Consider the following 20,759-nt stretch of genomic DNA (forward strand, 5'->3'; position numbering starts at 1 on the left):
AGGACAGGGCGCCGGACACGAGGCATCGTTGACGGTATGAACCGGATGCGGGAATTCCACCTGGATCGTCCGTGAACGCCCTACTGGCAGCGGTGCTGCTGTCGCTGGTCTCGGCCTTCTGCTACGCCACCGCCGCCATCGTCCAGGAGCGCATCGCGGCGACCACACGGCCCAGCCGGTACGGGCTGCTCCGCTCGCACCGGTGGTGGGGAGCGGTGGCACTGAACAGCCTGGGCGCCATTCTCCACGTGGGCGCGCTGGGTCTGGGCCCTCTGACCGTCGTACAGCCCCTCGGCGTCCTCACGCTGGTACTGGCGGCCCCGCTGGCGGCCCTGCTCGTCAGACGGCCGGTGAGCGCCTCGGCGTGGCACGGCATCTTCATCGTCTCGGGCGGACTGGCGGTGCTCATCGTCCTCACAGGTTCGACGCCTGTGCGCGGCCTCGGCGGAGCGGGCCAAATCGGCCTGACGGTGGCCGTGGCGTGCCTGCTCGCTCTACTGCTGGTCACAGCGACGACCGTCGGACGGCGGGTGCCGATGCTGAGGTCCGTCGCGCTCGCGGCCGCGGCGGGCGTGGCCTACGGGGCGGCCTCGGTATTCATCAAGACGGTTGCGGACGGCTGGAGTCCTACGCTCCCCGGTGTCCTGTCCACCGCGCCGCTACTGGTCCTGATCGGCGTTCTCGCCGCGAGCGGCCTGGCCGCTTCGCAGTCCTCCTACCGGGGCGGCGGGCTGGCAGCGCCACTGGCGACGACGACCGTGGTCAACCCCGCCTTCGCGGCCGCCGTGGGCATCGTGATGCTCGGCGAGGGCTTCCGCTTCGGGACAGCGGGTGCCGTCGGGGCACTCGTGGCCGGAGCGGTCACCGCCTGGGGACTCGCCGTGCTCGCGGCCGACAGCGCCGGACACCGGCTCAGGCCGTCCAGACCGCCGCAGGTTCCCGCCGAAGGCCCCGGGCCGGTCCTCATCCGCGCTCCCGGACGGCTGTCCGGAGCGGTGCACCAGGCGGTGGTGCGGATGCCGCCCGTACGGGCGAGCACACGACCGCCGGCCTCGCGCCGCTGACGAGCGACCGCACCGTCGCACCGCTGACAACGAGGTGCCCGGCCGGGCCCGTCCGGCTACATGCCACTGCCGGTACGCGGCAGTTGGAGCGCCGGCGTGCGATGCCGGACGAGTGGGCGCACGCTCCGTCCCGTCATCCGGGCTTGTTCTCATGGCCGTTGACACCGGGTGCGCGCTCGGCGGGCACACGCGGGAGCTGCCGCGCGGAGGTCGCGATCCGCGGGGTGAGGCCCACGCGGGCCCTGCCCTGATCGCCATATCGGCGCACCGTCCGCCGGCTGACGGCGCCGCCGCGATCCCCCCGCGCCTTTCCAGCGGCCGGGCGATGTCCCGCGGCACCTCGTTCATGGCCACGGAGAACATCGTGGTCACAGAATCTTTACATCGTGTTCATAGTCACCATCGGGGCCTCGGCGGGCAGGCCGAAGCGCGCGCCGAATGTCGTGTTTCAGAGGAAGAATCCACTTCATTCGCGCCCACGCAATTGGTCGGCGAATGAGGCAAACAAAAGCCCATTTACGCAAGGGCGGTTACGCGTTGAATTCGCAAGTTCCCTGCGGAATTCAACCCGCACTCGCAGCTATACATGGTGAGGGTGACCGGCCGGTACGCAGCGAGCAGATCAAGCCAATGTCCCGCGTGGGAGCGGCCGATTCGTGTCGCGGCAAGGGCATGACGAGTCGCCGCGAAAAGGACAGAACGGCAAAGTCGCCGTATGCGCTTCGATGGCTGACGGTGCGTCGGGCGGCGGGCTTCCCCACAGAGCTCGACTGCCGCCCTCACCTGGGCATTCCACCATTCTCGGCGCGCCTCCCACAGGGCGGCGGAACCTCGCCGGACCCCCGTCCGGAACGCCCTGTGACCACGCCGGGGCGGATTTCCGCGCCACCTGTCCTCCCACCGTCCCTGCGGTGAGGACAAGCCCCTCCCAGTACAGCCCGAGTACACCGCCGCTGAAGAGCGGCATCATGCCATCAGGGGAACCGGGGGAAGACCGACCATCACCGACCATCCGATCAGGAGTGGTGGACCATGAGATTCCGAAGGCTGCTGGACCGGCCCCCGACGAGGGCGACACAGTTCACAGGGGGATTACTGAATCTTTCCGGGTCGCTCGCGTTCTCGGCTGGCTACACTCACGCCCCATGCGATCCATGAACCACAGCCGACGGAGGCGTGCAGACGGGAATAACCCGATATTCATTGCCAGTTCAGGTCGGCGAAGAAGACTCGTCCGATATGCGGCAGTGACCGTCGGGACCGCCTGCACCGGGTACATGGCGCTCTTCGTAGCTGTTTTCGGTGGCGTGCAGCCTGCCGGGGATCACCCCCCGCGCATGGACGAACCGCTGCCGAGCAGCTCCTCACAGGACGACTCCGACGTACCGGCGGGCGCACACTTCCCGGCCCGCTCAGCCTCCCCCCACAATTCGTCCTCCCCCCACGACCCCAAGGCCTCGACCAGGCCCGACCGCAAGACCACACCCCCCACCCCCTACAGCGACAACGACCCCGCCAAGACCACCCCCACGCCTGGTAATTCCTCGGCCCGTCCCGGCGGCGCGACCAGGTGAGCCGGCACGCGCTGCGCCGAGACCCCCGCGGGCACTGGTTGCTGCTTCTGCTCTTCCTGCCCGTGGTGACGGCTGCCCTGCTCTTCGAGGGCTGGACGAATCACGAGGTCGACGCCGCACGCACCAAGGCCCCGTGCACCACGCCGATCCCGCGCGCCGCCGACAACGGGGACCCGGTGCTGCGGCTGTCCGGGACGAAGGTCGAGACCGCGGCCATGCCTGCCCGCACGGCCGCGCTCACCTTCAACGGCGGCCCGGACCCCCGGTGGACTCCGCGCATCCTCGACCTGCTGCGCAGCCACCACGCCAAGGCCACTTTCTTCATCTACGGATCGCAGGCCACCAGCCATCCCGAGCTCGTGCGGCGCATCCACGCCGAGGGCCACGAGATCGGTTCGTACACCTACACGGGCGGTGACCTGGGCATCGCCTCGCCCGTCCGCTCCCAGTTGGAGCTCTCGCTGACGCAGACCGCGCTCGCGGGCACCGCCGGCGTCAACACGGGACTTCTGCGCCTTCCCCACACCAAGGCGGCGGACACGATGTGCGGCAAGGAGTGGACCGCGGCGCAGCGCAGCGCCGACCAGGGCTATCTCCTCGTCGCCACCGACAAGAGGTCCCGCAAGCCGTCTCAGGGAGTGATACGGCAGTACAGCCATACCGACCTCGGTTATCACGAAGCTGAGCAGTTGCTCCGCAACCGGAACGTCAAGAAGTTCACTACCGTCACAGGGGGGCTGGGGCAGCAGTCAGCGATGACGACGGTGTCCGCGGCGGACCGGCTGCGGGGTGAGGGGCTGATATGGGCGCGGACCCTGGGCAGCTTCTTCACCAGTGCCATGGCCTGGGCGCTGGGCATCGCCGGCGGGCTCGGCGTGCTGCGGCTTCTGATGCTCGTGCTGTTCGCCCGTGTCCACATGAGGCGCCTGCAGAGGTTCCGTCCGGGATCGCCGTGGCTGCGGGAGGTGAACGAACCTGTCACTGTCCTGGTCCCGGCGCACAACGAGGAGGCCGGGATCGAGTCGACCGTCCGTTCCCTTCTGGCCTCGACGCACCCCTACCTCCAGGTCATCGTCATCGACGACGGCTCAACGGACCGGACCGCGCAGATCGCCGAGGGCGTCCGCGACCCGCGTGTGACGGTCGTGCGGCAGCCCAACGCGGGCAAGCCGGGCGCGCTCAACACCGGTCTTGGCTACGCGCGTCACGACATCGTCGTGATGGTCGACGCCGACACGGTCTTCGAGCCCGACGCCCTCTACCGGCTCATCCAGCCGCTCGCCCACCCGGCGATCGGCGCGGTGAGCGGCAACACCAAGGTCGGCAACAGGACCAGGCTGCTGGGCAGATGGCAGCACCTGGAGTACGTCTTCGGGTTCAACCTGGACCGAAGGATGTTCGAGGTCCTGGAGTGCATGCCGACCGTTCCGGGTGCCATCGGTGCCTTCCGCAGGGACGCGTTGATGGGCATCGGGGGCGTCAGCGACGACACCCTGGCCGAGGACACCGACCTGACGATGGCTCTGTGGCGGGCCGGATGGCGCGTGGTCTACGAGGAGTCGGCCATCGCCTGGACCGAAGTGCCGGGAAGCCTGGGGCAGTTGTGGCGGCAGCGGTACCGCTGGTGTTACGGCACGCTCCAGTCCATGTGGAAGCACCGCCGTGCCGTCCTGGAGGTCGGCCCGGCCGGGCGCTTCGGCCGCAGGGGCCTGAGCTATCTGGCTCTCTTCCAGATCGCGCTGCCCCTGTTCGCGCCGGTCGTCGATGTCTTCTTCCTGTACGGCATCTTCTTCCGCGATCCGGCACAGGCGGTGAGCGTCTGGCTCGGCTTCATGGCCGTCCAGATGGTCACGGCTGCGTACGCCCTGCGGCTGGACAAGGAGCGGATGCGCGAGCTGTGGGCGCTGCCGCTCCAGCTGTTCGTCTACAGGCAGTTGCTGTATCTGGTCATCATCCAGTCGGTGGTGACCGCCATGCTCGGCAACCGGCTCAAGTGGCAGCGCATGAACCGCTCCGGCACGGCCGACGAGTACCTGCTCAGCGAACCGGTGGAGCGCAAGAGTCTGCTCTCGAAGTGAACGACCGCATCTGACCGAATCGACGTGACCGAAGGAGAGTCGGACCATGAGGGACCCACTTGACCAGTGGGCCGCGGGTGGGACGCCAGACGCGTCCCAGGGGGATTCTCCGGGCCACACCGCCGAGTTGGCCGGCGAGTGGCGGCAGTACGGACCCGAGGGCTCGAGCGTCCACGGCTGGGCCGGAACCGGCCAGGGGTGGGCGGTCTCGGACCCGGTGAACGTCCGGGGCCCGTCACGCCAGAACTCGGACCAGCCGCTGCGGCCCTCCTGGGAGACCAGGGGCACGATCAAGGGCGAAGTGGCCAGGTCACGTACGGAGCCGGTGGGACGTCCGGCGACGGTGCCGGCATACACCCCGGTGCCGCGCCCCGCGCAGGACCCGCAGCCCGGCAGACCCTCAGGCCCGGGCGGACCGGCGGGCCCCGGCGGACCGGGCGGGCGCGTCGGGACCGGCGGCCCGGGTGGCGGGCCGGGCGGCAGGCCGCCCTCACGGGAGAACAACTCCCGCTTCGGCCCCACTCCCCCACGCGCGCCGCGCCGCCCCAAGCGCCGACGGCCGCTCAGACGCGCGGCCGTCGTGCTGCTCGCCACGATCCTCGCCGGCTCCGGCGGTACGTTCGCCTGGGCCGAGACGAAGCTCCAACGCGACGTGGACCTCAACAAGTTCACCGACCGTCCGCCCGCCGGCAAGGGCACCAACTACCTCATCGTGGGCTCCGACAGCCGTGAGGGCCTCTCCGAGGCGGACAGGAAGAAGCTGAAGACGGGTGTCTTCGGCGGGCGCCGCACCGACTCGATGATCCTCATGCACAAGGGCGAGAACGGCACCACCATGATGAGCCTCCCCCGCGACTCATGGGTGACCGTCCCCGGCTACAAGCGCCCGTCCACCGGGAAGACGTCGAAGGCAGCGAAGAACAAGCTCAACGCGGCCTTCTCGCTGGGCGGTCCGGAACTGCTGATATCCACCATCGAGCAAAACACCGGTCTGCGCATCGACCACTACGCCGAGATCGGGTTCGCCGGGTTCGTCAACATCGTCGATGCCGTCGGCGGTGTTCCGATGTGCATCGAGCGGGACATCAAGGACGAGGACTCCGGTGCCGACCTGCGGCGGGGCTGCCAGAACCTCAACGGGGCGGAGGCTCTCGCCTTCGTGCGGCAGCGCCACCAGGAGGCCAAGGGGGACCTCGGCCGTACGCAGAACCAGCAGAAGTTCCTCTCCGCCCTTGCGAAGAAGGCGACTTCGCCGGGCACGATGCTCAACCCGTCCGACATGTATCCGGCGCTCAACGCGGGGCTGGACACTCTCGTCGTCGACCAGGACATGAGCATGCGGGCGCTGACCAGCATGTTCCGCTCCGTCCAGGGCGTGTCCAAGGGAGGCGGGAAGCAGGTCAACGTGCCCACGGCGGGCGGCATCGCGACGTCGAAGGGCAGCGCGCTGCGCTGGAACACGGTGGAGGCAAAGAAGCTCTTCGCCCAGCTGAAGGAAGACCGGCCGGTCACCGTCACCACCAAGTGACCCCGTTCCGGGGCTCGTTGACGGTGGCCCACCGGGAGCAGACGGGCAAGTCAGCAGATACGGTGCTGACATGGGGTACGGGGCGCGGCACGAGCACGGCACGGACGGCGAACAGGCGGGGCGGGGCTACGGATTGCTGGTGGCGGCCACTCCGCCGGGCAGACACCCGGCAGTCTCCGCCACCGAAGCCCTTCCGGCGCTGGCCGCGACTCCCCCGTCGGTTCTGCTCGGCACCGGAACGGGCAGCGTCGTCCAGCTCGCCGACCCCGGCGACCCCAACACCGTCCTGTCACACCTGCGTACGGCCGCCGCGCACGACGGGCCGCTGCTGGTCTATCTGTCGGGGCAGCTCATGCTCGACTCGCGTGAGCATCTGCCGCATCTGGCCCTGACTCGTTCCACACCGCGCTCCGTGCGCTACACGGGCCTGCCCTGGCACTGGCTGTCCGCGGAGTTCGGGCGCAGACCCCCGGGGCTGACGGCCGTCATCGCCGACCTGGTCGCCGACGAGACGATGTGGCAGCGGCGTTCGCAGCATCTCCTCGCGGGCGGACTGGTCCTGTACGGGTCGCTCTCGGCGCCGCCCGCCAGGCGAGGGACGTCCGCGCCGGAGTACAGCCGCGCCCTGGCCGCGGTCCTGCGCGTGAGCCGAGTGCGGCCGCCCCTGGACGAGCTGCACCAACTCACCTTGCACCAGGCAGGGTTCGGCTTCGGCGACGCTGAGCGGATGCTGCTCGGCACCGGCCCCTCGCCGACCGCCTCCGGGACGGGACACGTGCCCGCTCCGGCACCCGGAGCTGCGGCGGCGCCCACTGCGATGGCGGCACCTGCACCCATGGTGGTGCCCCGGGCGGAGTCCCCTGCCGCGACCGTCACACCCCTCCCCGCACCCGCGACGCCCGCGGTGCCTCCCCGACCGTCGTCTCCCCCGCCTGCGCCTCCCGGTGCCGCGCCGACAACTCGGGCTCCGGGAGCACCTCCCGCGCAACCCCCCGCGTCCGACCCCGAAGCGGCCCCGCGCGTCAAGGACACCGAGGTCCCCGCGGACGTGCCCGCCGGCGTGCACGACGCCATATACCAGGCAGCCCGCGAGGGTCGGCACAGCGAGGCCGCGACGATCGCGGCCCAGTGGGAGACGGCCGCCCTGCGCGCGTCCGGTCCGCACTCCAAGGAGGCCGTCCACTGGGTGGAGGTACGAGCCGACCTCGCCCACCAGGCGGGGGACGCCGGCCGGGCCTGCACCCTGTGGCTGCAGGCTGCCGCCGTACGGCTCCAGCGCGGTCAGGCCGCGGACGCGGCCGAGGTCTTCGGCGCCGTCGACCGCGCCCACCACTGCTGGCACCAGGTCACCGACCCCTCGCAGGCCTACCCCCTCGGTGTGCAGCTGGCGGAGCTGAGGGAGCTGGCGCCGGGGCGCAGGCCGGGTGCGGTGCGCGACGTGCGGGACCGACTCGCGTCCCTCACGGCCGCTCCGGGCGAGCAGGCGGCAGCGGGCTGACAACTCCCCGCCGGAGCACGGAAGCCGGTGCCCCGGCCCGGGGACGTGCCGGCGCCGCGGTGTCAGTGCGAGTGGCGGGGCACCTCGCTGCCGCCGGAGCCCGTGAGAAAGTCCAGGTCTGCGCCGCGGTCGGCCTGCATGACGTGGTCGGTGTACAGCTTCGCCCAGCCGCGGCGCGCCCGGCCCTCGTCCTCGGTGTCCCGGTCGGCCGCAACTTCCTTGGCGCGGGCGGCCAGTTCGGCCTCGTCCACGCACACGTCGAGCCTCCGCCCCGGCACGTCGAGTTCGACGGTGTCCCCCGTCCGCACGAGGGCGAGGGGACCGCCGACGGCCGCCTCGGGGGCGACGTGCAGGACGCACGTGCCGTATCCGGTGCCGCTCATGCGCGCGTCACTGATGCGGACGACGTCCTCGATGCCCGCCTCCAGCAGCTTCTTCGGCACGGGAACGTTCCCCACTTCGGGGAAGCCCGGGTAGCCCTTCGGCCCGGCGTTGCGCACGACGATGACGGTGGTCCGGTCGACCGGCAGCTCCGGGTCGTCGGCCGCGGCCGTGTAGTCCTCGACGCGGTCGAAGACGAGGGCCTTCCCGCGGTGGTTGAGCAGGTCCGGGTCGGCCGCGGAGACCTTCAGCACCGCGCCGTCGGGGCACAGGCTGCCGTACAGGACGACGGTTCCCGCTCCCGCAGGCATGAACGGCTCGGCGACCGTGCGGATGACCTCGCGGTTGTAGCACTCCGCGTCGGCGATCTCCTCGCCGATGGCCCGTCCCGTGACGGTGACCGACTCCCGGTGGATGAGGTCTCCCAGTTCACGCATCACGACGGGGAGACCGCCCGCGTAGTAGAAGTCCTCCATCAGGAAGCGGCCGGAGGGCATCATGTCGGCCAGTACGGGGACTTGGGCCGTCAGCTCGTCGAACTCGCCGAGTTCCAGGGGCACTCCGACACGGCCGGCGAGGGCCAGCAGGTGTACCACCGCGTTGGTCGATCCGCCGAGGGCCGCGTTCACACGGATCGCGTTCTCGAAGGCTTCTCGCGTGAGCACCTGAGACGGCCGCAGATCCTGCTCGACGAGCTGGACGGCCCGCCGGCCGGACGCCTGCGCCAGGACATAACGCCTTGCGTCGACGGCGGGGATCGCCGCGCCACCGGACATCTGCATGCCCAGGCTCTCCGCCATGCAAGCCATCGTCGAGGCGGTGCCCATCGTCATGCAGTGGCCGCGGCTGCGTGACATGCAGCCCTCCGCCTCACGGAGGTCCTCCTGCGTGAGCTTGCCGGCGCGCATCTCCTCACTGAGCTTCCACACCGCGGTGCCGGAACCGATGTCCCTGCCACGGAACTTGCCGTTGAGCATCGGCCCGCCGGTCACCATGATCGACGGGATGTCGACGCTCGCGGCGCCCATCAGCATGGCCGGGGTCGTCTTGTCGCAGCCGGACAGCAGCACCACACCGTCGAGGGGGTTGGCCCGCAGCGTCTCCTCGACCTCCATCGCCATCAGATTGCGGTAGAGCATCGTGGTGGGGCGCATGAGCGGTTCGCCGAGCGACATGGTGTTGAACTCCAGCGGCAGCCCGCCGGCTTCCCATACGCCGCGCTTGACGGCCTCCGCCACGTCGCGCAAGTGGGCGTTGCAGGGGGTGAGTTCGGACCAGCTGTTGCCGATACCGATCACGGGCCGCCCGTCGAAGACCTCAGGGCCGAATCCCTGGTTGCGCATCCAGGACCGGTGGATGAAGCCGTTGCGGCCCTCCGCGGCGAACCAGGCCGCACTGCGGCGGGCGGCTCCGTCGTTGCTGCTCATGCTCACTCCCTGGTGCTGCTGCTCGTTGCATGACTGCCCCCGGGTCAACTGCGATCTTGGTGCGCGGTCGCTGCCGGGTCAACGGTCGCGTTCGACCCGCTGCCCGAGCGGGGGTGGCGCGTCATGCTTCCCGGTACCCCACTTCGAGGGCTCCGTGCCGAGCCGGAAGTCGAGGGAGCGGCCGCGGCGTATGTCCTCCGTGCTGATCCATGTACGGGAGATCTCCGAGCCGTTGGCGGAGGCCGAGCGTATGTAGCGGTCCGCCGAGTTACCTCGCGGCGCACGGATGGTGAAGTGCCCGTTCGGATACATCTCACGGTCGAGGGTCAAGTCCACACGCTCGAACGCCGGGGTGTTCAGACCCCAGGTGTCCGTGCCGGGGGCCACCGGGAAGATGCCCATGGCCGAGAGGACCATCCACGACGACATGGTGCCCAGGTCGTCGTTGCCGGTGACCCCGTCCGGGGAGTCGGTGAAGCGGCACAGGGCGGCGTCGACGACGTCGGTGGTCTTCCAGGGGGACCCGGTGGAGAGGTAGGTGTACGGCGCGATGAGGTCGTGCTCGTTCTGCGGGTTGTACTTGTCGGAGTCGTAGTAGTCGTAGGGGCTGTCGACCCACACGTCGCTCGCCGTCTTCCGTGGATCCACGGCGAGTTGGTCGTAGGCGAAGAAGGAGTCCAGACGCTTCTCGGTTGCCTCGGGTCCGCCGGTACGGGACATCAGACCCGGAACGTCCTGCGGCACCATCCACATGTACTGCCAGGGCGTTCCCTCGTGGAAGCCCTCACTCCTGGACGGATCGGCGGGCCCGTGGAAGGTGCCGTCAGCCTTGCGGGCACGGAAGAACCCGGTGCCGGGGTCGATGATGTTGCGGTAGTTGCGGGAGCGCTCCGCATATCGATCGGCGTCGGCCGTGTGACCGAGATCACGTGCCATCTGGGCGAGGGCCGCGTCGGCCGCCGCATATTCGAGGGTGGCCGAGCCGCTGTGCTTGAAGTCGGGACTGCCTGGTTTCTCCCGCTTCCTTCCGGGCTCGTGCGGGATGTATCCGTCCTTGATGTACTCCTTGTTCGCCATCCGCCCCAAATAGGGGGAATCTGCGGGCGGTACACCGTCGGCGTTCTTCTTCAGCGCCCGGTAGGCGCGGTCTTCGTCACCCTTGAGCAGACCCTGCTGGTAGGCGTTCGTGAGGAACGGCGTGACCGGGTCACCGGCCATGATGTTCGTCTCCCGCGTGGCATAGCCCCACCGGGGCAGCCAGCCGCCCTGTTGGTCCACGTCCAGCAGCGAGAGCGCCATGTCGCGGGACTCGCGCGGGGCGACGAGCGCGAGCAGCTGCGCCTGGGTGCGGTAGGTGTCCCACAATGACCAGTTCTGGTAGTAGGTGTGCCCCTTCGAGCGGTGGATCTTCTGGTCCCAGCCCCTGTAGCGCCGGTCGACGTCCTCGCCCGTGTTGGGGTGCAGCAGCGCCCGGTAGAGCGAGGAGTAGAAGACCCGCAGGCGCGCCTCGCTGCCGCCGCTCACCCGTACGCTGCTCAGCCGCTCCTGCCATGCCTGGCGGGCGGCGTCGCGGGTCTCGTCGAACGAACGGCCGCCTTCCGCGTCGAGATTGCGCGTGGCGCCCTCGGCGTCGACGTACGACAGCGCCGTCACCGCCTCCACGTCGCGGTCGCCGCCCCGGGTGTCGAAGCGGGCGTACGCCCCGCGCCGTCCGCCGCCGGTCGAGGACTCGCTCCCTTCCGTGACCTTGTCCCCGTCCCATGTGCCATGGGAGACGAACGGCCGGTCGAAACGGGTCACGGCCCATACGGTGTAGGGCTCGGTGCCCTGGCAGAAGCCGCTTCCGGTGACTTTGGTGGCGATGGTCCGCTCGTCCAGGACGCGCACCGAGCTGTCGGTGACCTTGTGCAGCGCCTGGCCGGAGTTGAGCAGCACGTTCGCCTTGCCGGTGGCGGGAAAGGTGTAGCGCTGGTGCCCGGTGTGCCGGTCCGCGGTGAGCTCCGCCTTCGTGCCGCCGTAGTCGTCGAGGGCGACCTTGTACGAACCGGGTGAGGCGCTCTCGTTCCCGTGGCGGAAGCCGGAGGCGTAGTCGTTGTTGTCGGTGCTGGTGATCTCGCCGGTGGTGGGCATGACCGGCAGGTCACCACCGATGCCGCACCCCACCCCGGAGAGGTGGACGGAGGAGAAGCCGCGGATGCGGTCGTCGTCCCAGTCGTAGCCGGTGGTGCTGCCGGTGGTGTCGGGTGAGAGCTGCACCTTCCCGAACGGGACGGCGGCACCCGGGAAAGCGTTGCCTTCGTTGCGGGTGCCTATGAAAGGGTCGACGAACGCGGCCGGGTCTTTGACGGAGCCCGCGTACGTCTCCCCTCCCGCGCACGGGGCAGCGGGCGGAGAGGCCCCGACGAGACCCGCGCAGAGCGTCGCGGTGGCCAGACCCAGCAGGGTCCGGATCCGTTTCGCTCGTAGCACTTGGGCCTCCGACCGGGACATCGTTGTCGAACGGCCCAGCGTCGCCACCGCGTGGGCGGCTGTCTATGCCCCAGGTCACAACAATCCGTACGGTCCCCTCCGGTGCATGCGCCCTCCCCCGCCGGGGAAGCCCTCCGCACAGTCGGTGATCCGGTGACCGGACGGTGGAGGCGACGCATGGCCGCAGGACAGGAGGGCGACCGGCTTGCCGGGAGGCGCGCCTCCCGCTGGGTACGTCCGGTGTCGGCGGCGGTCGCGGGTGCGCTGCCTGCGTTCGCCTTTCCGGAACCGTCCCTGTGGTGGCTCGCGTGGGTGGCGCTGGTGCCGTGGCTGCTGCTGGTACGCGGAGCCGGCACGGACGGGCAGGCGCTGGTGGCGGGCTGGGCCGGCGGTACGGGTTTCATGCTCGCCGTGCACCACTGGCTGCTGCCGAGCCTGCACGTCTTCCTCTTCGTACTGGCGGCGCTGCTGGGGCTGTTGTGGGCGCCGTGGGGATGGCTCGTGAGACGGCTGCTGGGCGGGAGTCCGGGGCCGGGCAGCGTGGCGGCAGCCGTCGTACTGGTGCCGTCGGGCTGGCTCTTCGTCGAACTGGTCCGTTCCTGGGAGTACTTGGGGGGGCCGTGGGGGCTGCTCGGCGCGAGCCAGTGGGAGATCGGGCCCGCTCTGCGGCTGGCGTCCCTGGGCGGTGTGTGGCTGGTCAGCTTCGTGCTGGTCGCTGCGAACACGGCCCTGTCGGCTGCGGCGGCGCTCCTCCTCGCACGCGGTGCGGGCCGTCCGGCGGTGTCCGTGACATCGGCGGCCGCTGCTGCCGTGGCCCTCGCCGTCTGCGGTGGTGCTCTCGCCGGGGCGTGGGCCTGGGCGCCGGCGCCGCGCACGGACGGGAAGATGCGCGTCGCCGTCGTCCAGCCCGGAGTGGTCAAGGGCCAGCGCGCGCGGCTGGAGCGCAGCGAGGAGCTGACCCGCCGGCTCGCGGGACGGAAGATGGATCTGATCGTGTGGGGCGAGAGCAGCGTCAGCTTCGACCTGGGCGCCCATCCGCGGCTGCGCGAGCAGCTGGGGGACCTCTCCTCACAAGTCGGCGCACGGATCCTGGTCAATGTGGACGCGCGCCGCTCCGACCGGCCCGGCATCTACAAGAGTTCGGTGCTCATCGGCCCGGACGGTCCGATCGGCAAGCGTTACGACAAGACCCGCCTCGTGCCCTTCGGCGAGTACGTCCCCGCCCGGTCCCTGCTCGGCTGGGCCACGTCGGTGGGCCGGGCGGCCGGCGAGGACCGGCTCCGCGGCGACGGACCGGTGATGATGAAAGCGGCGGGCGTGAAGTTCGGGCCGCTGGTGTGCTTCGAGAGCGCCTTCCCCGACATGAGCCGTCAACTGGCCCTCGATGGGGCGGGATTGATCATCACCCAGTCCTCCACCTCGACGTTCCAGGACAGTTGGGCACCGGCGCAGCACGCCTCCCTGGGCGCGCTGCGCGCCGCGGAAACCGGGCGGCCGATAGTGCACGCCACCCTCACCGGCGTCAGCGCGGTGTACGGGCCGCGTGGTGAACGCACCGGCCCCTGGCTCGGCACCGACCGCAGCACCAGCGAGATCTACACGGTGCCGCTGGCCACCGGCACGACGCTCTACCTCCGCACCGGCGACTGGATCGTGCACGCGGCGCTGGCGGCGCTGGCCGTTTACGGGGCGGTGACGGCGGCCCGCGCACTGCGCGGCCGCAGGGGGAGGGACACGGATGCGTCGGGGCGCTCCGACTCCTCACCCTCCGCCCGCCGCTGACGCACCGTCCGCGCGGCCGCCACTCCGGCCCACTCGTCCGCCGAGGGTGTCCTGGTGCCCCGGCGGGCTCCAGTCGGCGATCCCGTCGAGCGCGCGCAAAGCCAGGTGCGGGCCCAACCGGTTGACCGCGGCCACGGCGGCGTCGCGCAGGGCACAGGCGGGAGCGGAGGTCAGGGTGACGAGCCGGCCGACCCTGATCCCGCGCCGGACCACCTCGCTGGTCCGGGGCAGCCGGTCACGCGTGTACGCGGCCAGGGCGTCGGGAACGTGAGCACCCGGCGCGGCGTGATGGGCGAGCACGACGGCGTCCTCGACGGCCTGGTTGCCGCCCTGACCGAGCGTCGGCGGCATGGCGTGGGCAGCGTCGCCGAGGAGGGCCACACGCCCCCGGTGGTAGGCCGGGAGCGGTGCGGTGGCCTGGTGGACGTCGTTGCGCAGCACATCGTCCGGCCCCGCGGCGTCGAGAATCGCGGGCACCGGGTCGTGCCACGTGCCGAACCGGCGCCGCAGCTCCGCGAGTTCACCGTCCGGTGCGCGCTGCCCGGCCGGTACCGCCGCGGCGGCGTAGGCGTAGACGCGTCCGTCGTGCAGCGGCTGCGTGCCCCACAGGACACCGCGGCCCCACGTCTCGTGCGGCGCGTAGGCCACTTCGGGTGCCGGGACGACGAGCCGCCAGGCGGTGAAGCCCGCGTACCGGGGACCGGGTGATCCGGGGAAGAGGACGGAACGCGCCGGTGAGTGGACGCCGTCGGCGGCGACGACGAGGTCCGCCTCCCACTCCTGCGCACCAGTGCGCACCCGCGCCGGCCGGTCCGCGTCGCCGGGGTCCGCGACCTCCGCCGCCGCGTCCGTGCGCACTGCTCCCCCGGGCAGCCGGGAGTGGAGCAGCGAGATCAACGTGGCCCTGTGCAGCGCCACGAGCGGGCCTCCGAAGCGGGCGGCCGCGGCGTCCTGGCTCGTATGGGACAGCCACCGCCCGGACGGTGTGCGCAGCCCTCCCTCGGCGGTCCACGCACGCATGGACCTGACGGTGTCTCCGAGGCCGATCATGTCCAGCGCCCGCAGCGAGTTGGGCGTCAACCCCAGGCCCGCGCCCACGGCTTCGATGGACGGGGCCCGTTCGAGGACGGTGACCCGCCACCCCTGCTGATGCAGTGCGACGGCGGCGGTGAGCCCGCCGATGCCGGCTCCGATGACGAGTGCGCTGGGCTGGGAGCGGGGCTCGGACATGCTGCGGTCTCCTTCTCCGTCGGATGACCTCCACACGGTCACTACATCTGTAGTGTACTACGGCTGTAGTGACGGGATCACCGCAGCGGTCCCGTCGTACATTTGCTGCCATGACCGCGCCCCGTTCCTCTCCCCCGGCCACCCGCTCCGAGGTGATCGCCGACGCCGCGATCTCTCTTCTGGCGGGGGGCGGGTTGCGTGCGCTGACCCACCGGGCCGTGGATGAGGCGGCCGGCCTTCCGCAGGGGTCGACCTCCAACCACGCACGTACGCGGGCGGCACTCATCGAGGCGGCGGTGCGGCGACTGGCCGTGCGGGAGTCGCAGGTCATCTCCTTCGAGGAGATGCCGCGAGGCGAGGACGCCGACGAACTCGCGGACGGGCTGGCGCTGGCCATGTCCCGCTATCTCACTCGCGACCCGTCGCTGCTCATCGCACGGTACGAGCTGGCGCTGGAGATCACACGGCGGCCGGAGCTGCGGGAGATGTATGTACGCACCGGGACGAGCGCCTTCCGGGAGCCGCTCATGGCGATGCTGAGGCGGGCCGGGTCCACAGAACCAGAGCGGCACACGCTCTCCCTGGTCGCCTGGTGCGACGGCATGCTCTTCTCGTGCACCGCCGGCTCCTACGCCGAGGAGGTCCCCACCCGGGACGAACTGCGCACCGGGCTGCGGGAGTTGCTCCAGGGAATGCTCGGCACACTCCCTGCACGACCGAAGGGCTGAGCACCGGCGCCGCGGCGGCGGACCGGACGGGGCCGGAACATCAGGGCCCCGGAGGCTCGCTGGTGCGAACCGCGAGCGACGAGTCAGACCGGCCCCAGCCGGCTCTCCAGCCTTCCTACCGCGGCCCTGATGCCCGCCCCGTACTCGTCGTCGGCCAGCGAACCCAGCGCGCCCTGCGCACGGCGCAGTTCACGACGTGCGGAACCGCTGTCCCCCAGCTTGGCATGGTCCGCGGCAAGGTTGAGATACAGCGACGGGTAGAGGGAGCGCACGGCCAGCGAGTGCTCTCCCCACTCGACCTTCTCCTCGGTGAGCGCGTCCGCCGCCGCCAGCGCGCGGCGGTCCCACTCCAGTTCGGCTCCGGGGTCGTCCTGGGTGTCCGCCATGTAGTGCGCGATGGTGAGGCGATGGAAGAGGTCACCCTCGCCCGTCGTCTCCGACCACAGCAGCGCGAGGCGGTTGCGCGCCTCCTCCCGGTCGCCGGCGCGGTGGAGCATGATCGCCTGCCCGATCCGGACCAGGACCCCGTCCGGGGACGTCTCCTGCTGCGGCTCCATCACGGCACTCCTCCTCCACCGGCCCACCGGGTGCTGCTGTCACCTGCAACGACGACGCTAGCCGCAGGCACTGACAATCCCGCTCAGGCGCGTGCGCCGGACTCCGGGATGCGCCAGTCGACGGGCGGATGACCCGCGGCGGCGACCGCTTCGTCGATCAGGCTGAAGGGGCGGGAGCCGAAGAACTTCCGTGCCGAGAGCGGTGAGGGGTGCGCGCCCTCAACGACCGTGTGCCGTTCGGTGTCGATGAGCGGAAGCTTCTTCTTGGCGTAGTTGCCCCACAGCACGAACACCGCGGGGGTCTCCCGTGCCGCCACGGCGCGGATGACGGCGTCCGTGAACGTCTCCCAGCCCTTCCCCTTGTGGGAGTTGGCCTCCCCCGCCCTGACGGTCAGCACCGCGTTGAGGAGCAGCACGCCCTGCTCTGCCCACGGCATCAGATATCCGCTGTCCGGAACGGGGTGGCCCAGGTCGTCGCGCATCTCCTTGTAGATGTTGCGCAGCGACGGAGGTGTGCGGACACCGGGACGCACGGAGAAGCACAGCCCGTGCCCCTGGCCTTCACCGTGGTACGGGTCCTGACCGAGGATCAGTACCTTCACCCGGTCGTAGGGGGTCGCGTGCAGCGCGGCGAAGACCTCCTCGCGCGGCGGGTAGACCGGACCGCGCTCGCGCTCCTGCTCGACGAACTCGGCGAGCTCCTTGAAGTAGGGCTTGCCGGTCTCCTCGCCCAGGGCCTGCTGCCACGAGTCCGGCAGGGTGCCCAGCATGTCGTTCAACTCTCGTACCTCCGCGGCGGCTTCGGGCTCCGTCGTTTGCCGCCACGAACCTACTGGCTGCCACTGACACTCCCGCCGGGACCCGCCACCGACGGCCGGCGGCCGCATCGCACCCTGAACCCCCGTCGCGAACCGGCCGCAGAAACGACGAAGGCCGGGAGCGCGCGCCGCCGCGGCGGCAGTCGCTGCTCCCGGCCGGTGCCGGTCTACCAGCTGGACTTCTTGTGCAGCTCCCACAGGCGCGGCAGCGTGGAGGGGTCGAGGACCCATTCGACGCCGGCCACGTCCTTGAGCGAGGCCACGTACACCCGGCCCTGCCACAGCGGCAGCAGCCTTGCGTCCTTGGCGATGATCTTCTGTGCCTGGGTGAAGTCGCGGCTGGCTGTCGCGCGGTTGCTCTCCTTGCGCGACTTGGGCAGCAGCTTGTCGGTGATCTCGCGGTTGTCGTAGGGCGTGGCGAGCGCGTTGTTCTTGCCGACGAACGGCGCGACGTAGTTGTCGGCGTCCGGGAAGTCGGGGAACCAGCCGCGGCCGAAGACCGGGTACTTGCCCTTGCTGTAGCCCTCGACGAACTCGGACCAGGGACGGCCCTGGACGGAGACGTCGAAGAGCCCGGACTTGTTGAGCTGGCGCTTGAGCTCGGCGAACGTTTCTCCAGTCGTGGAGCCGTAGCGGTCCGTGGTGTACCAGAGCTTGAGCGGCACCTTCTTGGTGATGCCGGCTTCGGTCAGCGTCTGCTTCGCCTTGTCCCTGGAGGGGTCGCCGTAGCGGTCGTAGTAGGCGGCGGTGTGCCCGGTGATGCCGCCGGGGACCATGGAGTACAGCGGGTCGGTCGTGCGGTTGTAGACGTTGCGCACGAGCGCCTTGCGGTCGATCAGCTCGGCGACGGCCTTGCGCACGGCGGCGTTTCCGGCCATCCGGTCCTTCGGATTGAAGACGAGATAGCTGATCTCGGTGCCCAGGAGCTCGGTCAGCTCCACCTCCTGGTTCCCGTTCGCCTGCGACTTCTGGAAACCGCTGACCTGATCCGGAGTCAGCCCTCGGAAGGCGACATCGATCTTCTTGTCCTTGAGCGCGCTCACCATCTTCTTGGAGTCCTGGAAGTACTCGATGGTGACGACGTCGTTCTTGGGCTTCGCGGGACCGCGGTAACCGTTGTACTTCGTCAGCTCGGCCCTCTTGCCCTTGCTGTAGGACTTCAGCGAGTACGGGCCCGACCCCACGAGCTTGCTGCCCTTGCGGAGCTTCTTCGCCGGGTAGGTCTCAGGGTCGACGATCGCCGTCGCTGGGGTGGCGAGGATGAAGGGGAATGTGGCGTCGGACTTCTTCAGGTGGAAGACGACGGTGCGCTTGTCGGGCGCTTCCGTCCGCTCCAGGCTGCCCATCAGGCCGAGCGGTCCGGACTTCGCCTTGATCGCCATGACGCGGTCGACCGAATGCTTCACCGCGCTGGCGTCGAGCGGATTCCCGTTGGAGAACTTCAGCCCCTCCTTGAGGGTGCAGCGGTAGACGCGGCTGGCGGAGTCGGTGAAGCCGCAGCGCTTGGCGGCATCGGGCTCCGGGGAGGAGCTGCTGCTGGGGAAGGACAGCAGGGTCTGGAAGACGTTCTTGTAAAGCTCCCACGATCCGTCCCAGGCCGCCGCCGGGTCGAGAGTGCTGGGCGCGCTGGTGGTCCCCGTGACGATCTCCCGGCGCTTCTCGTTGCCGTCGTCACCCGACATCGAACTGCACCCAGCGACCATGGCCGTTGATATGACAACGGTCGCTGCGATCCTCAGAGGTCCGTTCCGGTCGAACACCTGCGCGCTCCTAGTCGGCGAGGGGGGCACTACTGCCGATGCAGTTGCAAAAGGGAAATAGCCGCCGGCCGGTCGAAGCGTCGCTAGCGTTTTCTCCACGCCTTCGTACGGAGGTACGGGGGCGCCCTACGCGGAGCCGCTGGCCGATGGGCGAGAGAGACCCTACCTCAGCATCCGACCCTCGAACATGCAGTGGTCAACCATTCGTCAATTACCAACGAGACACGCGCCATTCCGATGACTGCGGGTGCCGGTCCGGCGACGGACCGGCACCCGAATTCCCCCAGGGGAGAGGTGCGCACGTGGCGGGAAATCGCTACTCGACTCCGGCATTGAGCGCGAGTCCGCCGTCGACGACCAGAGTCTGGCCGGTGATCCACGCCGATTCGGCGGAAGTGAGGAAAGCGGCGGCCCCGCCGATGTCCTCCGGCACTCCCAGCCGGTTCATCGGGTATCGCGCTGCAGCTTCCTGCTCACGCCCCTCGTAGAGGGCCGCGGCGAACTTCGTCTTCACGACCGCCGGGGCGACCGCGTTGACGCGCACACTCGGCGCGAATTCGTGAGCCAACTGCGTTGTGAGATTGATCATCGCGGCCTTGCTGATGCCGTAGGCGCCGATGAAGGGCGAAGCAGACATTCCGGCGATGGAGGCGATGTTGACGATCGTCCCGCCGTTGTCCCGCTGCCACGCCGCAAAGGTGGACTGGGCGAAGCCGAGCGCGGAGATCACGTTGGTCTCGAAGACCTTGCGGGCCACGTCGAGGTCCAGCTCCGCGATCGGACCGAAGACCGGATTTGTGCCCGCGTTGTTCACGAGGTGATCGATCCGTCCGTAGGCCTCCATGACCTGTTCGACGGCGATCCGGCGGTGCTCGTCGTCGTGTGCCTTGCCGGCGACGTACATCGCGCGCTGCGGACCGAGTGAATCGACGGCCTCCTTGAGGGCGTCCTCGTTGCGGCCCGTGATGCACACGCGGTGCCCCCGGGCCATCAGCGCCTCGGCGACGCCGTACCCGATGCCCCGGCTGCCGCCCGTGACGATCGCGACCTCACCGCTGTCCTGCTGTGCTGCGTCCTGTGCCATGTTCTTCGACCCTCCGGTCAGTTGAGCGGGCCGCCGGCCACGTACAGCACCTGACCGGAGACGAAGCCGGCCTGCTCAGCGCTGAAGAAGGCGATGGCGTTGGCGATGTCGTCGGGACGGCCGACGCGCTGCACGGGGATCTGCGAGGCGGCGGCGGCCTGGAAGTCCTCGAAGCCCATGCCGACGCGCTCCGCGGTGGCCGCAGTCATGTCGGTGACGATGAAGCCCGGGGCGACGGAGTTGGCTGTGATGCCGAACTTGCCCAGCTCCTTGGCGAGGGTCTTGGTGAAGCCCTGCATGCCGGCCTTGGCCGCGGCGTAGTTGACCTGGCCGCGGTTGCCGAGCGCCGAGGAGGAGGAGAGGTTCACGATCCGCCCGAATCCGGCGTCGACCATGTGCTTCTGGCAGGCGCGGGACATCAGGAACGCTCCGCGCAGGTGCACGTTCATGACCGTGTCCCAGTCGGCGTCGCTCATCTTGAACAACAGGTTGTCCCGCAGCACGCCCGCGTTGTTCACGAGCACGGTCGGCGGGCCGAGTTCGTCGATGACCCGTGCGACGGCGCTGTCCACCTGCGCGGAGTCGGAGACGTCGCAGCCCACGGCGATGGCCTTGCCGCCATCGGCTGTGATCTTCTCGACCGTCTCCTTGCAGGCCGACTCGTCGAGGTCGAGCACGGCTACGGCGCGGCCCTCCGCCGCGAGCCGTACCGCTGTGGCCGCGCCGATGCCCCGCGCCGCACCGGTGACGATCGCGACGCGCTGGTCGGTGGTGGACATGC

The 20,759-nt window shown here is 70.1% G+C and carries 15 protein-coding genes; 7 read left to right on the forward strand and 8 right to left on the reverse strand.

The annotated features are described in order from the left end of the window. The first annotated feature begins 71 nt into the window (after positions 1–71). The 5 genes from I004_RS35385 (at position 72) to I004_RS0122320 (ending at position 7,742) form a co-directional block, all read left to right on the forward strand. Positions 72–1,064 carry a DMT family transporter gene (locus I004_RS35385; RefSeq protein ID WP_078511610.1) on the forward strand — a complete coding sequence of 331 codons (993 nt, stop codon included), beginning with the start codon at positions 72–74 and terminating at the stop codon, positions 1,062–1,064. A 1,337-nt stretch (positions 1,065–2,401) separates the two neighbouring features. Next, positions 2,402–2,638: a hypothetical protein gene (locus I004_RS39580; protein WP_158677071.1), complete on the forward strand. Its 237-nt coding sequence runs from the start codon at positions 2,402–2,404 to the stop codon at positions 2,636–2,638. After that, complete coding sequence (locus tag I004_RS0122310; RefSeq protein WP_028437336.1) at positions 2,635–4,716, forward strand: bifunctional polysaccharide deacetylase/glycosyltransferase family 2 protein; 2,082 nt, start codon at positions 2,635–2,637, stop codon at positions 4,714–4,716. Before I004_RS39580 ends, I004_RS0122310 begins: the two co-directional genes overlap by 4 nt. Positions 4,717–4,762: 46 nt before the next feature. Continuing rightward, positions 4,763–6,244, forward strand: coding sequence for an LCP family protein (locus I004_RS35390; protein ID WP_078511612.1), 1,482 nt, complete (start codon positions 4,763–4,765; stop codon positions 6,242–6,244). A 70-nt stretch (positions 6,245–6,314) separates the two neighbouring features. After that, entirely contained in the window at positions 6,315–7,742 is a 1,428-nt protein-coding gene (locus I004_RS0122320; RefSeq protein ID WP_028437337.1) for a hypothetical protein, read from the forward strand. Positions 7,743–7,804: 62 nt separating this feature from the next. Here I004_RS0122320 and I004_RS0122325 read toward each other — a convergent pair whose 3' ends face one another. Together I004_RS0122325 and I004_RS0122330 are read right to left on the reverse strand one after the other, a co-directional pair. Beyond that, positions 7,805–9,550, reverse strand: a complete 1,746-nt coding sequence (locus tag I004_RS0122325) for an IlvD/Edd family dehydratase (RefSeq protein WP_028437338.1) — start codon at positions 9,548–9,550, stop codon at positions 7,805–7,807. 78 nt (positions 9,551–9,628) lie between these two features. Then, positions 9,629–12,040, reverse strand: a complete 2,412-nt coding sequence (locus I004_RS0122330) for a GH92 family glycosyl hydrolase (protein WP_051345310.1) — start codon at positions 12,038–12,040, stop codon at positions 9,629–9,631. Between the two features lie 156 nt (positions 12,041–12,196). Between I004_RS0122330 and lnt the strand changes: the two genes are divergently transcribed. After that, positions 12,197–13,801, forward strand: coding sequence for an apolipoprotein N-acyltransferase (gene lnt / locus I004_RS35395; RefSeq protein WP_037977379.1), 1,605 nt, complete (start codon positions 12,197–12,199; stop codon positions 13,799–13,801). Here the strand turns inward: lnt and I004_RS0122340 are convergent. After that, positions 13,781–15,031 carry an FAD-dependent monooxygenase gene (locus I004_RS0122340; protein ID WP_028437340.1) on the reverse strand — a complete coding sequence of 417 codons (1,251 nt, stop codon included), beginning with the start codon at positions 15,029–15,031 and terminating at the stop codon, positions 13,781–13,783. The two genes, lnt and I004_RS0122340, sit on opposite strands and share 21 nt — an antisense overlap. Positions 15,032–15,141: 110 nt before the next feature. Here I004_RS0122340 and I004_RS0122345 point away from each other — a divergent pair, with 110 nt between their 5' ends. After that, the gene (locus I004_RS0122345) at positions 15,142–15,759 is read left to right on the forward strand and encodes a TetR family transcriptional regulator (protein WP_028437341.1); all 618 of its coding nucleotides are present in this window, start codon (positions 15,142–15,144) and stop codon (positions 15,757–15,759) included. Positions 15,760–15,842: 83 nt separating this feature from the next. Here I004_RS0122345 and I004_RS35400 read toward each other — a convergent pair whose 3' ends face one another. From I004_RS35400 to fabG, 5 genes are all read right to left on the reverse strand, one after another. After that, a complete protein-coding gene (locus tag I004_RS35400; RefSeq protein ID WP_106965408.1) occupies positions 15,843–16,316 on the reverse strand; it encodes a hypothetical protein in 474 nt (157 codons plus the stop codon). Between the two features lie 83 nt (positions 16,317–16,399). Then, positions 16,400–17,086 carry a uracil-DNA glycosylase gene (gene ung, locus I004_RS0122355; protein ID WP_028437342.1) on the reverse strand — a complete coding sequence of 229 codons (687 nt, stop codon included), beginning with the start codon at positions 17,084–17,086 and terminating at the stop codon, positions 16,400–16,402. Between the two features lie 215 nt (positions 17,087–17,301). Next, positions 17,302–18,894: an ABC transporter substrate-binding protein gene (locus I004_RS0122360; RefSeq protein ID WP_028437343.1), complete on the reverse strand. Its 1,593-nt coding sequence runs from the start codon at positions 18,892–18,894 to the stop codon at positions 17,302–17,304. Between the two features lie 316 nt (positions 18,895–19,210). Further along, entirely contained in the window at positions 19,211–19,978 is a 768-nt protein-coding gene (locus I004_RS0122365) for an SDR family oxidoreductase (protein ID WP_028437344.1), read from the reverse strand. 17 nt (positions 19,979–19,995) lie between these two features. After that, positions 19,996–20,757: a 3-oxoacyl-ACP reductase FabG gene (gene fabG, locus I004_RS0122370; RefSeq protein ID WP_028437345.1), complete on the reverse strand. Its 762-nt coding sequence runs from the start codon at positions 20,755–20,757 to the stop codon at positions 19,996–19,998. Positions 20,758–20,759: the final 2 nt, after the last annotated feature.

Source organism: Streptomyces sp. TAA486, from assembly GCF_000426165.1.